The 14,181-nt window shown below is 59.8% G+C and carries 14 protein-coding genes and 2 pseudogenes; 8 read left to right on the top strand and 8 right to left on the bottom strand.

Annotated elements, in window-relative coordinates; translation table 11 throughout:
* Window positions 1–70: 70 nt before the first annotated feature.
* The 6 genes from ACRESD_RS14730 to ACRESD_RS14705 are packed head-to-tail and all read right to left on the bottom strand — an operon-like array spanning window position 71 to window position 3,007.
* Entirely contained in the window at window positions 71–412 is a 342-nt protein-coding gene (locus tag ACRESD_RS14730) for a HopJ type III effector protein (protein WP_431751581.1), read from the bottom strand.
* The gene (locus tag ACRESD_RS14725; protein ID WP_071496380.1) at window positions 405–701 is read right to left on the bottom strand and encodes a DUF1244 domain-containing protein; all 297 of its coding nucleotides are present in this window, start codon (window positions 699–701) and stop codon (window positions 405–407) included. The genes ACRESD_RS14730 and ACRESD_RS14725 overlap by 8 nt, the downstream gene beginning before the upstream one ends.
* Before the next feature lie 25 nt (window positions 702–726).
* Entirely contained in the window at window positions 727–1,098 is a 372-nt protein-coding gene (gene folX / locus ACRESD_RS14720) for a dihydroneopterin triphosphate 2'-epimerase (protein ID WP_003194073.1), read from the bottom strand.
* A gap of 2 nt (window positions 1,099–1,100) precedes the next feature.
* Window positions 1,101–1,661: a GTP cyclohydrolase I FolE gene (gene folE / locus ACRESD_RS14715; protein ID WP_431751580.1), complete on the bottom strand. Its 561-nt coding sequence runs from the start codon at window positions 1,659–1,661 to the stop codon at window positions 1,101–1,103.
* Window positions 1,662–1,681: 20 nt separating this feature from the next.
* Window positions 1,682–2,392: a dihydromonapterin reductase gene (folM, locus tag ACRESD_RS14710; RefSeq protein ID WP_431751579.1), complete on the bottom strand. Its 711-nt coding sequence runs from the start codon at window positions 2,390–2,392 to the stop codon at window positions 1,682–1,684.
* A 57-nt stretch (window positions 2,393–2,449) separates the two neighbouring features.
* Window positions 2,450–3,007, bottom strand: a complete 558-nt coding sequence (locus ACRESD_RS14705) for an antibiotic biosynthesis monooxygenase (protein ID WP_431751578.1) — start codon at window positions 3,005–3,007, stop codon at window positions 2,450–2,452.
* Window positions 3,008–3,221: 214 nt separating this feature from the next.
* On the opposite strand from ACRESD_RS14705, the pseudogene ACRESD_RS14700 reads away from it, so the two are divergent.
* Window positions 3,222–4,181 (top strand): annotated as a pseudogene (locus tag ACRESD_RS14700) (MerR family transcriptional regulator).
* A 2-nt stretch (window positions 4,182–4,183) separates the two neighbouring features.
* Here the strand turns inward: ACRESD_RS14700 and ACRESD_RS14695 are convergent.
* Together ACRESD_RS14695 and ACRESD_RS14690 are read right to left on the bottom strand one after the other, a co-directional pair.
* Window positions 4,184–4,789 carry a hypothetical protein gene (locus ACRESD_RS14695; RefSeq protein WP_431751577.1) on the bottom strand — a complete coding sequence of 202 codons (606 nt, stop codon included), beginning with the start codon at window positions 4,787–4,789 and terminating at the stop codon, window positions 4,184–4,186.
* Window positions 4,790–4,847: 58 nt separating this feature from the next.
* Window positions 4,848–5,315 (bottom strand): PAS domain-containing protein, encoded by a 468-nt coding sequence (locus ACRESD_RS14690; RefSeq protein ID WP_431751576.1) that lies wholly within the window; start codon window positions 5,313–5,315, stop codon window positions 4,848–4,850.
* A gap of 129 nt (window positions 5,316–5,444) precedes the next feature.
* Here ACRESD_RS14690 and ACRESD_RS14685 point away from each other — a divergent pair, with 129 nt between their 5' ends.
* The 7 genes and pseudogenes from ACRESD_RS14685 to ACRESD_RS14655 form a co-directional block, all read left to right on the top strand.
* Window positions 5,445–5,900 (top strand): flavodoxin, encoded by a 456-nt coding sequence (locus ACRESD_RS14685; RefSeq protein ID WP_431751575.1) that lies wholly within the window; start codon window positions 5,445–5,447, stop codon window positions 5,898–5,900.
* A 201-nt stretch (window positions 5,901–6,101) separates the two neighbouring features.
* Window positions 6,102–6,884: a class II aldolase/adducin family protein gene (locus ACRESD_RS14680; protein WP_431751574.1), complete on the top strand. Its 783-nt coding sequence runs from the start codon at window positions 6,102–6,104 to the stop codon at window positions 6,882–6,884.
* Complete coding sequence (locus ACRESD_RS14675; protein ID WP_431751573.1) at window positions 6,884–7,786, top strand: alpha/beta fold hydrolase; 903 nt, start codon at window positions 6,884–6,886, stop codon at window positions 7,784–7,786. Before ACRESD_RS14680 ends, ACRESD_RS14675 begins: the two co-directional genes overlap by 1 nt.
* 118 nt (window positions 7,787–7,904) lie before the next feature.
* Window positions 7,905–8,816 carry an SDR family oxidoreductase gene (locus ACRESD_RS14670; protein WP_431751572.1) on the top strand — a complete coding sequence of 304 codons (912 nt, stop codon included), beginning with the start codon at window positions 7,905–7,907 and terminating at the stop codon, window positions 8,814–8,816.
* Between the two features lie 483 nt (window positions 8,817–9,299).
* Entirely contained in the window at window positions 9,300–11,090 is a 1,791-nt protein-coding gene (locus ACRESD_RS14665) for a DUF1302 domain-containing protein (protein ID WP_431751571.1), read from the top strand.
* Window positions 11,091–11,117: 27 nt separating this feature from the next.
* On the top strand, window positions 11,118–12,476 hold the full coding sequence (locus ACRESD_RS14660) for a DUF1329 domain-containing protein (RefSeq protein ID WP_431751570.1): 1,359 nt from the start codon (window positions 11,118–11,120) through the stop codon (window positions 12,474–12,476).
* Between the two features lie 227 nt (window positions 12,477–12,703).
* Window positions 12,704–14,181: pseudogene (locus tag ACRESD_RS14655) on the top strand (helix-turn-helix transcriptional regulator); the annotation flags it as partial.

Below are 14,181 nucleotides of genomic sequence, written 5' to 3'. Positions count from 1 at the left end.
GATGAATATGGCGACTGACACTACGCATTCGCGAGCAAGCCCGCTCCCACATTTTTGATTTGTGTTTGACTCAGGACTTGTGGGTCAGGGGTTGGGCCGTGAACCGTACACCGGCCAAGCCATGGGCGATCAGTGCACGGATGTTGCCGTGGTCGCTGCCTTCCGGCGTTGCCACCACCGAACGGTAATGCTCACCAAACGCCAGCAGTGTTTCCTGGTCGCTCAGGCCTTCCAGCAGGGCCAGGCCCAGGGTTTTGCACGATCCTTCATTCTGACCAGCAGCGTTTTCTACATCGCCGTTGCTGAAGGCTTGCGGCTGATAATCGTAACCGGCTGCCACAAAGGCCAGGGTGTCGGCAAAAACGTGTTCGCCGCTGTTGAGGCTGGCGCGCAAGGTGTTCAGATCAGTCATGGGTTTTTCCTTTGGCAAACGCCGCCTGTTGGTCGGCGCTGGCTTCTTTCTGGTATTGGGCTTTCCACTCGGCGTACGGCATGCCGTACACCACTTCACGGGCGTCATCGAGGCTCAGTTCGATCTGGCGCTCGTCGGCCTCGGCCTTGTACCACTTGGACAGACAGTTGCGGCAGAAGCCGGCGAGGTTCATCAAGTCGATGTTCTGCACGTCCTTGCGGCTGTCCAGATGTGCCACCAAACGGCGGAAGGCGGCGGCTTCGAGTTCGAGGCGTTGTTGGTCGTTCATAAGGCTCACGCAGATTCAGGGGGAGTTAGCGGCTGGCCGCCAGGGTAATCGACACCGATTCGGCAAAGCGTAGCGCATGGGGTTTGTCCACTTCGACTTCGGCGTACAGCACCGATTCGTTACTCATCACCAAGTCCAGTAGCTCCTGTGTCAGGCGCTCCAGCAAGGCGAAGCGGTTGCCTTCGACATGGGCAATGATGGCCTTGGTGATGGTGCGGTAGTTCAGCGCGTGGTCGATATCGTTGTCCCGCACGGCTTCTTGGGCGGCATACAGGATCGTCAGGTTGATCAGCACATCCTGCTTGTTGAGAATCTCGTCTTCGTTGATGCCGATAAACGTGCGCAGGCACAGGTCCTTGACCCGGATGCGCGCCATGCCTGGTTGAAGTTGTGGCATTGCTACTTGCTCCGTCCGATCAGTTGCAGGAACTCCATGCGCGTGGTGTTCGATTCGCGGAACGCGCCGAGCATCACCGAGGTGTTCATGGTTGAATTCTGTTTCTCCACGCCACGCATCATCATGCACATGTGCTTGGCTTCGATCACCACCGCCACGCCGGCGGCCTGGGTGACCTGCTGGATCGCGTCGGCGATTTGCCGCGTGAGGTTTTCCTGGATTTGCAGGCGTCGTGCGTACATGTCGACGATGCGCGCCAGTTTCGACAGACCCAGCACCCTGCCGGTTGGAATATAGGCCACATGGGCCTTGCCGATAAAGGGCAGCAGGTGGTGCTCGCACAGCGAGTACAACTCGATATCCTTGAGGATCACCATCTCGTCATTGTCGGACGCGAACAGCGCGCCATTGACGATCTCATCCAGGTTTTGCTCGTAGCCGTGACACAGGTACTGCATGGCCTTGGCGGCGCGTTTGGGGGTGTCGAGCAAACCTTCACGCTCGGGGTCTTCGCCCAAGTCCTTGAGGATCTCGCGGTAATGGTGGGGCAGGGATAAGGTCATACAACATCCTCACAAACGGCTTACTTGATATGCCGCCCGCCGTTGACGGTCAGGGTGGTACCGGTGACATAGGGGGTGTCCAGCAGGTAACGCACGCTCTGGTAGATCACCTCTGGCCCGGGTTCAATACCCACTGCCGATTTGGCCAGGACCTTGGCGCGGTAGGCCGCGTCGTCGCCCTCGTTGAACATCACCATCGCCGGGGCAATGCCGTTGACCTTGATCAGCGGCGCGAACTGCGCGGCAAACGATAACGTGAGGCTGTCGAGCCCGGCCTTGGTGGCGCAATAGGCGATGTGCTGGCGGCTGCCCTTGCGCACCACATCATCGCTGATATGCACGATATCGGCAGGTGCCGAGCGTCGCAGCAAGTCTGAACAATGCAGGTTGATCAGGTACGGCGCAAGCATATGCACGCTGAACATGTCGTGGAAGGCTTGGCTTTCGTCACCTGGCGTTTCTGCGATCCACGCCGAAGCGTTGTGGATGATTGCGCGCAGGCTGTCGGTGTGGGTCTTCAGTTCTGCGATAAAGGCAAGAATCCCGGCTTCACTGGAAAAGTCGGCAAACACGCCGATCGCGCCACGTTCGCGCAGCGTCGTCACGCCTTGGCGCTCGCTGCGGTAGCTGAAGATCACCGAATGGCCTTCATCCAGCAGGCGCTCGGCGCAATGCAGGCCGACACGCTGGCCGGCACCGGTGATCAGGATCGGGGCGTTGGTTGCAGTCATGGGGGGCTCAAATCGCTGGCAGGTTGAAACTATACCAGCGACCGGCCACCCCTGTACTCACGCGGCCGCTTCGGTGACCTTGCGCGGTGGCGTGGGATGCAACCAGTTCGCCAGCAGATGAGTCGACAACGGGATAAAGAAGTACACCATCAGCGGCGTGAGTGCCGCCGTGCTGACCAATACGCGGCTGAACAGATCCAACTCGCTGAGCAGCGGCCCCAGGCCAAAGTTGAACAGCAGTGAGACCGGGAAAAACGCCAACCAGATCGCCACGGCCTGTTTCCAGCGTGGGGGACGTGCGCCCACGGCGCCGAACCAGCCATCGATACCACTGACGCGATGCTCGGACGGGTTGGCGAACAACTCGCTGCCACGGCCCAGCCAGGCACTGCGTGACGCGGAGAATTCCCAGGCATGCAGGGTTTTTTCGTCGGCGAAGCGGAAGATGATCTGGAATTCGTCATCGTTAGGCGGCGGTGCGAGCACGCCGGAGCCCAGATAACCGGGAAAGTCGGTGGCCAATTGCTCGCCTTCGCGCAGCCAAGCCATCAATTCTTCGTAGCGTCCTTTGGCCACGCGACGCGCAACCATCAAGGTGACGGGGGAGGTAGACATTGTGTATCTCCAAATAGACGAGTGCACTGAACCGGGTAGGTGGCGCACGAACGAAGCTGCGGGGGTGTTGCAGCTACGTGGAAAAAACAGGCAAGGATTATTCCTGTTTTAAAGAAATACGCCAGTGGCATTGGTCTGAAGTGCGCAGGCCTTGAAAAAGACAGCTCTAAAGGCGTTAAATGAGCGCCCAGTCACCGTTGGTTTTTTGCTCAAAATGCCCGTGATTACAGCTCCGTTAGATGGAACTTCGCAGCTAGATACGGCCGATTCAGATAAGCTGTTTCCGATTCGTGAAGTCTCGAGATTGACAGGCATCAACCCGGTCACCTTGCGCGCCTGGGAGCGCCGTTATGGCCTGATTCAGCCAGCGCGCACCGAAAGTGGGCATCGCCTCTACTCAAAAGCCGATATTGAAACCGTCAATCGCATTCTCGATTGGATCGAGCGAGGCGTCGCGGTCAGCAAGGTGGGCAAGATTCTCGCCCGCGATGATTAACAGGCCGAAGCGATTCGCGCTGAGCGGGGCGCCGTCGAAGGGAGTGAGTTTTCACAATGGCGTGTACGTTTGTTGCACGCCGTCAGTGCGTTTGACGACCGCCAACTGGAAAGCCTGTATGGCCAGATTCTCGCAACCTACCCCCTCAGCGTGGCGTTCCAGGACATCCTGATGCCCCTCTGGAGCAAACTGTTGCGGCACCCAGGGGGATTTGGTCAGGCCAGTGAGTGGCTGTTTTTCGACTCCTTTTTGCGCATCCATACCTTCCTGCGCCTGCAAGCCGCAACGCTGTCGCCTGCGCCCCGTGTATTACTGGCAGCCATTCCCGGCGAGTGCCGCAAACTGGAACTGCTGGTGGCAGCGCTGTTGATGAGTCGGGACGACCTGGCCGTACAAGTGCTGGGGTTGGGGCAGCCGTTCGATGAATTGACGCTGGTCTGTGAAAAGATTCGCCCCCAGGCATTGGTCATTTTTTCCAACCATGCCCATAACCATGATCTGCCAGGCCGACTCAATCGCCTGGCGTTGACCCTGGATTGCCCATTATTGCTGGCGGGCGCCGCATCGGACCTGGCGCAGAAAGAGCTGGCAGGTTCCGCCGTCGGTTGCCTGGGCAGTGAGGGGCGCCTGATGCAGCGCCGCTTGCAGCAGTTTCTCGGTGGTCAGCTCGATACCTGAAGTCAGGCGTGTACGTGGGGGTGGACCAGTCGATGTTGATGCAGGATGAACTGGCGCAGGCGCTCGATTTCATCGGCGTCACTCTGGTTCAGGCGGTAAGCGAACAAGCCTCGGGCGGTTTCCCGCTCCAGCGTGCCGCGCAGGGCAATGCGTTCGTAGCCTGACGGGCTGAACCACAGGGAAAAGGTTTTCGGCGGCTTGGCCCGGCCACGACACTCCACCAGTACACCCTTGAATGACACCTCATGCACCCAGAGTGCGCCCGGATTGCCACGCACATTCTCCAGCGGCACCGGCGCTTCAAGGGCCAGGCGCCAAGGGCGGATCATCGGCCCATCCTCGAAAATGCTTGGTACACCCAGGCGCAAATGCACCGCATGAAACTCATCTTCAACCAATTGCAGGGGAAAGGTGAGCTGCTGGTTATCGAACTGCGCCTGGATGGTGACGTGGTCATGAGCGACCAGCCGCGTAAGCAAATCGCGAATCTGTGCACCGCCATTGACCGTCAGGCTCGACCAAGCATCCCGCAGGTTGAGCTGCGGGTTATGTTGCATGTCCTGGATGAAATCCAGTTCGTCCTGCGTCAGAAGAGCGTCGCGGTGCATTGATGTAGCTCAAGGGTGAGGCATTAAAAAGCCATTATCGCTCTAAAGACCGCACTTTTTACAGTTTGTTAAATCCACTCGTCGCCTTGAGTGCCGCCAACTCGTCTTTAAGCTCGGCCACTTGGGCTTCTAACAGGGCCACACGCTGCTGGGCTTTGACTTGAGTCGTGACGTCTTTTTGCACACCGACGAAATACGTTTGCTTGTCCGCCTCGTTGTAAACCGTCGACAAAGACAGTTCGTTCCAGAAGTGGGTGCCATCCTTACGGTAGTTACGCAGGATTTCCCGGCAGGCGCCGCCGTTGTCGAGGGCTTCACGAATGGCCATCAGGGCCGGTTGGTCGCGGTCGCCCGACTGCAGGAAGCGGCAGTCCTGATACAGGATCTCGTCCAGCGTATAGCCGGTCAGGCGCTCGAACGCCGGGTTGACGTAGATCAGCGGTTTATCCTTGCCCTCGCGTTCGGCGACGACGATACCGTCGTTGGAAGCGTTGACGACCATTTGCATCAGCTTGGCGTTAATCATTGAGCGGTCCATGGCTTGTTTTTGAAGTCTGGAGTCTATGGCAAGTCTTGAATGTTGCACGGGGTGCGCTGAAAAAATTCCATCAGCTGCTAACATCCCACGCTTTCGCTCAACTACAGGATCAGATTGATGAAAGTCGCCATCCTTTCCGGCTCGGTGTACGGCACGGCTGAAGAAGTCGCCCGCCACGCCGCAGGTATCCTTAACGCGGCCGGTTTTGAAGCCTGGCACAACCCGCGCGCCACCTTGGCCGACGTGCAGGCATTTGCCCCCGAAGCGTTCCTGGCGGTGACCTCGACCACCGGCATGGGGGAGCTGCCGGACAACCTCCAGCCGCTGTATTCGACTATTCGCGACCAACTGCCAGCCGCCTGGCGTGGCCTGCCCGGCGCGGTGATCGGCCTGGGCGACGCCAGTTATGGCGACACCTTCTGCGGCGGTGGCGAGCAAATGCGCGAGCTGTTCGGCGAACTGGGCGTGCGCGAAGTGCTGCCCATGCTGCGCCTGGACGCCAGCGAAAGCGTGACCCCGGAGGCCGACGCAGAGCCGTGGCTGGCCGAATTGATCACTGCACTGCGCGGTTGACCGGAAACTCGCGCAACAACGCTAGCCAGGCCTGGGCAGCTTTCGCATGGCGGTACTTCTCTGACACGATTTGTACTATTCTCATGGCTGACTCGCTCAGTCATCAAGCTGGCTGCCAAGGCAACTCCGCCTGCCACGACGTCTGACTAGACTGGCCCTTCACTTAAAAAATATAAGAAGTGCGCCAAGGAGGTCGTTGCCGTGAGCCTAGCCCCCGTTCAAACGCCACAGAATGTCAAAGACCAGGTCAGCGCTGCCGAATGGCAGACCCGTGTTGACCTGGCGGCCTGCTATCGCCTGGTGGCGATGCATGGTTGGGATGACCTGATCTTCACCCATATTTCGGCCAAGGTGCCGGGCACCGAAGATTTCTTGATCAACCCGTATGGGCTGATGTTCCACGAAATCACCGCGTCGAGCCTGGTCAAGGTCGATCAGGCCGGCAACAAGCGGATGGACAGCCCCTACGAGATCAACCCTGCCGGCTACACCATCCACAGCGCCATCCACGAAGTGCGCCACGACGTGGTGTGCGTACTGCACACCCACACCGCTGCTGGTGTGGCTGTATCTGCGCAGAAGCAGGGCGTACTGCCCATCAGCCAGCAATCGTTGTTCGTGCTGTCGAGCCTGGCGTATCACGCCTATGAAGGCGTGGCGCTGAACCACGAGGAAAAGGCCCGCCTACAGGCCGACTTGGGCGAAAGCAACTTCCTGATGCTGCACAACCACGGCCTGCTCACCTGTGGCAGCACCATCGCCGACACCTTCCTGATGATGTTCACCTTCCAGCGCGCCTGCGATATCCAGGTGCTGGCGCAAAACGGTGGCGTCGAATTGATTGCCATCGAGCCGCAGATTCTGGCCGGGGCCAAGGCGATGGTGGCAGCTGTCACAAAGAGCGCCCAAGGTATGGGAGGTGCGCTGGCCTGGCCGGCGCTATTGCGTAAATTGGACCTGCAAGATCCTGGGTATAAAAGCTGATGCCTCTCGCCGAAATCCCGCTCAGTGCCTGGCGTAAACGTGGCCAGGCGTTCGTCTTTCGTGGCCACACAATTCGCTATTGGGTGGCCGGGCAGGGCGAGCCGCTGTTGATGATCCATGGCTTTCCCACAGCCAGTTGGGACTGGCATTACCTGTGGCAGCCCCTGGCCCAGCGCAATCTGGTGATTGCCTGCGACATGCTGGGTTTCGGCGACTCGGCCAAACCGCTGGACCACGACTATTGCCTGTTGGAGCAGGCGGATTTGCAGCAGGCGTTGCTTGAACACCTGGGCGTGGAGCGGCCGGTACACGTGCTGGCCCATGACTATGGCGACAGCGTCGCCCAGGAATTACTGGCTCGCCATTACGAAGGCCGGTTTCAGATGGCCAGCTGTGTGTTCCTCAATGGCGGGCTGTTCCCGGAAACCCATCGGGCGGCTTTGGTACAGAAATTATTGTTGAGCCCGCTCGGCTGGATGATCGCTCGAGCCTTTGGACGCAATGCGCTGGCTAACAGCTTCAATCAGATTTTTGGCCCACGCACGCGGCCCAGTGAAAGTGCGCTGGATGATTTCTGGAGCCTGATCAACGCCAACGACGGCACCCGCATCCTGCACAAATTGATTGCTTACGTTCCACAACGCCGCCGCCTGCGTGAGCGCTGGGTGGGCGCGATGCAGCGTGAGCAGGTGCCGTTGCGGGTGATTGATGGCGAAGTCGACCCCATCTCCGGCGCCCATATGGTGGAACGTTATCAGCAGTTGGTGCCCCACGCCGATACGGTGCTGCTGGCGAATATCGGCCATTACCCGCAGATCGAAGCGCCGGTGTTGGTGCTCAAGCATTACTTGGCGTTTCGCGAGTGTATTGGTCGGTCGGCGTCGCGCGTTGCCTATTCCTGAACGGTGCAATCATCCTGCTGCCTTATCGTGCACCATTCAGCCTCGGCCGACTTTATTGTGACCCGAGGCTGTGTGCCTGACACTCGATACATTCCCATTGTCACCCGCGGAGTTCGGTATGAGTGAGTCAGTGCAGTTCCAGGATAAGGTCGTGATCGTCACCGGTGCAGGCGGTGGGTTGGGCCGAGCCCATGCGCTGTTGTTCGCCGCACATGGGGCCAAAGTACTGGTCAATGACCTGGGCGGTTCGGCGCAAGGTGAAGGTGCCAACGCCTCGGCGGCGGATCGGGTGGTGGCTGAGATCCGTGCGGCGGGCGGCATTGCCGAAGCCAACCATGATTCCGTCACCGACGGTGACAAGATCGTACAGAACGCCCTCGACGCCTTCGGCCGCATCGATGTGGTGGTGAACAACGCCGGTATCCTGCGCGACAAGACGTTCCACAAAATGGAAGACAGTGACTGGGACCTGGTTTACCGGGTGCATGTCGAAGGTGCCTACAAAGTCACCCGCGCCGCCTGGCCGCATATGCGTGAGCAAGGTTATGGTCGGGTGATCTTCACCGCGTCCACTTCAGGCATCTACGGCAACTTCGGCCAGTCCAACTACGGCATGGCCAAGCTCGGCTTGTATGGCTTGACGCGCACCCTGGCGCTGGAAGGGCGCAAGAACAACATCCTGGTCAACGCCATTGCCCCCACCGGCGGTACGCGCATGACTGAAGGCCTGATCCCGCCGCAGGTGTTCGAGCGTCTCAAGCCGGAGTTGGTCAGCCCGTTGGTGGTGTACTTGGGCAGCGAAGCCTGCCAGGAAACCTCCGGGCTATTCGAAGTGGGCGGTGGCTGGATTGGCAAAACCCGTTGGGAGCGCAGTTTAGGCGTGGGCTTTGACCCTGACGCCGGTTTCTCGCCGGACGATGTGGCGGCGCACTGGGCGCAGATTTGCGACTTCGAAGGCGCCGCCCACCCCAAGGACAATATCGAGGCGTTGAAGGAAATGATGGCCAACTTACAGAAGTTCAGCCTCTGATCGTTGTTTAAAAAACATTGAATTCCACGGGGCGCTGAGGGCGCCCCGTTTTATTGCGGGCATAAAAAAGGCCGCTGCAAACGCAGCGGCCGAAGTAAGACGTTGGATCAAGGAGCGACAAATCAACGTCAGTGAACACCGGTAACAGATTGAATACATTGATCAAGCTGTCGAAAATCAGCTTCTTTCCCGAAGGTGGGAACGGGCGGTTTGCCCTGAAAGCCCAGTAAGAATAGTCCGTTGTAACAAAATGAGTAATAGCAGATCGGGACAAGGACTGTTACCGGATTGGCAACAGTCACTCGGCGTGCCATCCATCCCCCTGATAACCCGCCATCTACCCAATCCATGGTTCGCCGCGAAGCCCGGCCAGCGCGCCCATTCATCCTTTCGAGCGACAACACGAATACCTCCTTGGTGCGCTTATCCCTCCTGACGGGTGGCAGTAGGGTGGGGTCTTCTGTCACTCACCGGGGAAGACGCATGACAAAAACAACAATGCGCGCCATCTTCACGCCACAGGCGCTCGCCGCGGCGGTTGCATTGGGCTGCTGTGCCCAGGCCCAGGCCGTCTCGTTCAACATTGGCGAGATCGAAGGGCAATTCGATTCTTCGCTATCGGTCGGCGCCAGTTGGGGCATGCGCGATGCCGACAAGAAGCTGGTGGGCGTTTCCAACGGCGGTACGGGGCAGGCATCCACCGGGGATGACGGGCGGCTGAACTTCAAGAAGGGCGAAACCTTCTCCAAGATCTTCAAGGGTATTCACGATCTGGAGCTCAAGTACGGCGACAGCGGCGTGTTCGTGCGCGGCAAGTACTGGTACGACTTCGAGCTGCAGGACGAAAACCGCGAATTCAAGCAGATCAGCAATAACCACCGCGATGAAGGGGCACGTTCCTCCGGCTATGAGTTGTTGGATGCGTTCGTGTATCACAACTATTCCATCGGTGACCTGCCGGGTGCCGTGCGTGTCGGCAAGCAGGTGGTGAGCTGGGGCGAGAGTACGTTTATCGGTAACTCGATCAACAGCATCAACCCCATCGACGTCTCGGCCTTCCGCCGGCCGGGTGCGGAAATCAAGGAAGGGCTGATCCCGGTGAACATGCTGTTCGCCTCCCAGAGCCTGACCAATCAACTCTCTGTGGAAGGCTTCTACCAGTTGAACTGGGAAAACACCGTGGTGGATAACTGCGGCACCTTCTTCGGCAACGATGTGGTCGCCCATGGCTGCAATAACAACTACACCGTTGGCAGCCCGGCGATTGCGCCGTTGCAACCGGTGGCGGCGGCCTTCGGCCAGGGCTTCCAAGTCACCCGCGAAGGCGTGGTGGTACAGCGCGCCAAAGACCGCGAGGCCCGCGATGGCGGCCAGTTCGGCGCGGCCTTGCGCTGGCTGGGGGATGACACCGAATACGGCCTGTACTTCATGAACTACCACAGCCGTACACCGACGGTGGGCACCATTACCGCCAACACCAACCTGGCCACCATCGGGCGTATCGTCAACGCCGCCAACGCCATTGCACCGGGTTCGGGCGCGGGGCTGGCCCAGAGCACCATGCTCGGTCGCGGCCAGTATTACCTCGACTACCCGGAAGACATTCGCCTGTATGGCGCCAGCTTCTCCACCACGTTGCCGACTGGCACGGCCTGGACCGGAGAGATCAGCTACCGCCCGAATGCGCCGGTGCAACTCAATACCACTGACCTGACCCTGGCCTTGGTCAACCCGATCGCCGGCAACACGGCTTCGCCGATCCGCAGCTCATTTGGCTCGGACAACTCTGGCTACCGCCGCAAGGAAATCACCCAGATCCAAAGCACCATGACCCAGTTCTTCGACCAAGTGCTGGGTGCCGAACGCCTGACCCTGGTGGGCGAAGCGGCCTACGTGCATGTCGGCGGACTGGAAGCCAAGACCAAGCTGCGCTATGGCCGCGACTCGGTGTTCGGCGCCTACGGCTACCAAGGTGATACCGATGGGTTTGTCACCGCCAACTCCTGGGGTTATCGCGCCCGCGCGATCCTCGACTACAACAACGTGTTCGCCGGGGTGAACCTCAAGCCCAACCTGTCCTGGTCCCATGACGTCAGTGGCTATGGCCCCAACGGCATCTTCAACGAAGGTGCCAAGGCGATCAGCGTCGGCGTGGATGCGGACTACCGCAACACCTACACCGCCAGCCTGAGCTACACCGACTTTTTTGGCGGCGACTACAACACCCTGACCGACCGCGACTTTATCGCCCTCAGCTTCGGCGTGAACTTCTGATCTGGTTTTAAGGAAGGACAACAACCTATGCGTAAGCTATTTGCAGTGATGGCACTGAGTGTATTGGCCGCCAACGTGATGGCGGCGGTGTCGCCCGAAGAAGCCGCCAAGCTTGGCACGACCCTGACCCCGGTCGGCGCCGAGAAAGCCGGCAACGCCGATGGCTCGATCCCGGCCTGGACCGGTGGTATCCCGAAGAATGCCGGCGCGGTAGACAGCAAGGGCTTCCTCGCCGACCCGTTCGCCTATGAAAATCCGCTGTTCGTGATCACCGCCGCGACCGTGGACAAGTACAAGGACAAGCTCTCCGAAGGCCAGGTCGCGATGTTCAAGCGCTACCCCGAAACCTACAAGATCCCGGTCTACCCGAGCCATCGCACGGTCAACCTGCCACCGGACATCTATGAGTCGATCAAGCGCAGTGCCTTGAATGTGCACGCCATCAACGACGGTAACGGCCTGGAGAACTTCACCGGCAACCGTTACTACGCGTTCCCGATCCCCAAGAACGGCGTGGAAGTGCTGTGGAACCACATCACCCGTTACCACGGCGGCAACCTGCGCCGCATCATCACCCAGGCCACCCCGCAGACCAACGGCAGCTACACGCCGATCCGTTTCGAGGAAGAAGTGGCAGTGCCCCAAGCCATCCCCGACATCGACCCGGCCAAGGCGGCCAACGTGCTGAGCTTTTTCAAGCAATCGGTGACGGCCCCGGCGCGTCTGGCGGGTAACGTGTTGCTGGTGCACGAAACCCTCGACCAGGTGAAGGAACCACGCCTGGCCTGGATCTACAACGCCGGTCAGCGCCGTGTACGGCGTGCGCCGCAAGTGTCCTATGACGGGCCGGGCACCGCGTCCGACGGCCTGCGTACCACCGACAACTTCGACATGTTCTCCGGCGCCCCCGACCGCTACGACTGGAAGCTGGTGGGCAAAAAAGAGATGTACATCCCTTACAACAGCTACAAGCTCGATTCGCCGACCCTCAAGTACGACGACATCATCAAGGCCGGCCATATCAACCAGGACCTTACCCGCTATGAGCTGCACCGCGTGTGGGAAGTGGTCGGCACCGTCAAGCCGAGTGAGCGCCACATCTATGCCAAGCGCCACATGTACATTGACGAAGACAGCTGGCAAGTCGCGCTGGTGGATCACTATGACGGCCGTGGCCAACTGTGGCGTGTCGCCGAAGGCCACGCGCAGTTCTACTACGACCACCAGGTGCCGGCCTATACCGTGGAAACCCTGTACGACATCATCGCCGGGCGCTACATCGCCCTGGGCATGAAGAACGAAGAGAAGAGCAGCTTCGTGTTCGGCTTTGCGGCCAAGGCGGCGGATTACACGCCGGCGGCGTTGAGGTCCGAAGGCGTTCGATAATGCCTATTTGAAACGCAATAAAAATGTGGGAGGGGGCTTGCTCCCGATGACGGTGTATCAGTCACTTATAAGTCGACTGTCACCCTGCCATCGGGAGCAAGCCCCCTCCCACATTTGGTTTTATGCATGCCCGTCAATCAGTGTGCTGAATACTTCTTCAATAACCGCCGCCCACAGGACTAGGGTAGGGGTCAGGTTGCATAACAATAAAAAAGCAGGATGCAGCAATGACCGCCATGACACGCTGCCTGGACCGTCTTGGATTCATGCCACGGCTGTCCGCCCATCATCTGTTGCGTCCGCGCCTGACCGAGCCGTTGCTCGCCGCATCGGTCAGGGTGAAGCTGCTGTGTGCCCCCGGCGGCAGCGGCAAGAGTGCGCTGCTGGCGGAGTGCGCATTGCAGGCACCGGCGGGGTGCCAGGTCTGTTGGCTGCCTCTCAATGGCGCCGTTCTCACGTCTCTGGATTTTTGCCGGCTGCTGGCGCAGAACCTCGGGTTGCCCTTCGTCGACGAGGCGACCTTGTTGCTCGATCTTGGCCACTGGCAGCGCCCGGGGTGGGTATTTCTCGATGACTTTTGCCGCCTGCCCGCGCCCGAACTGGACGCCTTGCTTGACCGTCTGCTCACTGCCGCCAGCCCGGCACTGACCTGGTGGCTGGGCGTACGGCGGCGCCCGGCGTGCAACTGGCCGCGGTTGCTGCTCGACGATGAACTGTTGGAATGCAACGAGCTGCAGTTCAGTGCTGCGGAGATCCAGCCCTTGCTCGATACCGGGCACACCCTCGACGATGTGATGCAGTTCAGCGGTGGTTGGTGCGCCGGGGTGCGTATCGCGTTGCTCGGCGACGGCCATCCCGATAGGACCTTGCTCGATTACCTTCAGCACGAGCTGTTCAGTACCTTGCCGCCCGAGTTGGCCGAAGCCTGGCGCGTGCTGGCCCATTTGCCACGCTTCAATCCGGGGTTGTGCGAGCACCTGTTCGGCTTTGGTGACGGTGATCATTACCTGCGTGAGTTACAGGCGCTGGGTGCCTTTATCCAACCCTGGGAAGACACCCAGGACTGGCTACATGTATTCCCACCTTTGGCGCGATTGCTGCGTGATGAGCCTTGGCCGGCCAAACGCTCCTGGCATCGACGCGCCTGCCAGTGGTTTACCGGCGAGCGTGATTGGCAGGCGGCCTTTGAACAGGCGCTGCTGGCCGAAGAGTACGAAGTGGCGGTGAGTCTGTTACAGCACTTCAGCTTCGAGGATCTGTTTCGTGGGGAAAATGCCGTGCTGTTGTTGCGTCTGCATGAGCAGCACGGTGATGAATTGATGCTGGGCTCGGCGCAACTGGTCGGGCTGGTGACGGCGGCATTACTGTTTGCTGGCCGTTTCGAACAAGCCGGTGTGTGTATCGATCAACTTGCACGGTTTGCTCCGCAGCCGACGGGGGCGCAGCAGCGCCATTTGCTGGCACGCTGGCAGGCGCAATGGGGTTGGCTGCTGCACCTGGGCGGAGATGCCGAGCGTTCTCGCGAGCATTTTCTGGAGGCGCTTCAGGCCTTGCCCGACAGTGCCTGGACCTCGCGCTTGATGTGCCTGTCGGGCCTGACCCAGCAAGCGTTGCTGCGCGGCGAGCTGGACGTGGCGCAGGCCTTGAATCGCGAAGCCCTGTGCCTGGCCCGCGCCCATGGCTCACTGGTCCTGGAAGCCTTGCT

The organism is Pseudomonas sp. (assembly GCF_050739995.1).
In the GTDB taxonomy this organism is placed as follows: domain Bacteria; phylum Pseudomonadota; class Gammaproteobacteria; order Pseudomonadales; family Pseudomonadaceae; genus Aquipseudomonas.
Note: the sequence above shows the minus strand (reverse complement) of the source record. Positions and strands in the feature narration are given on the sequence as shown.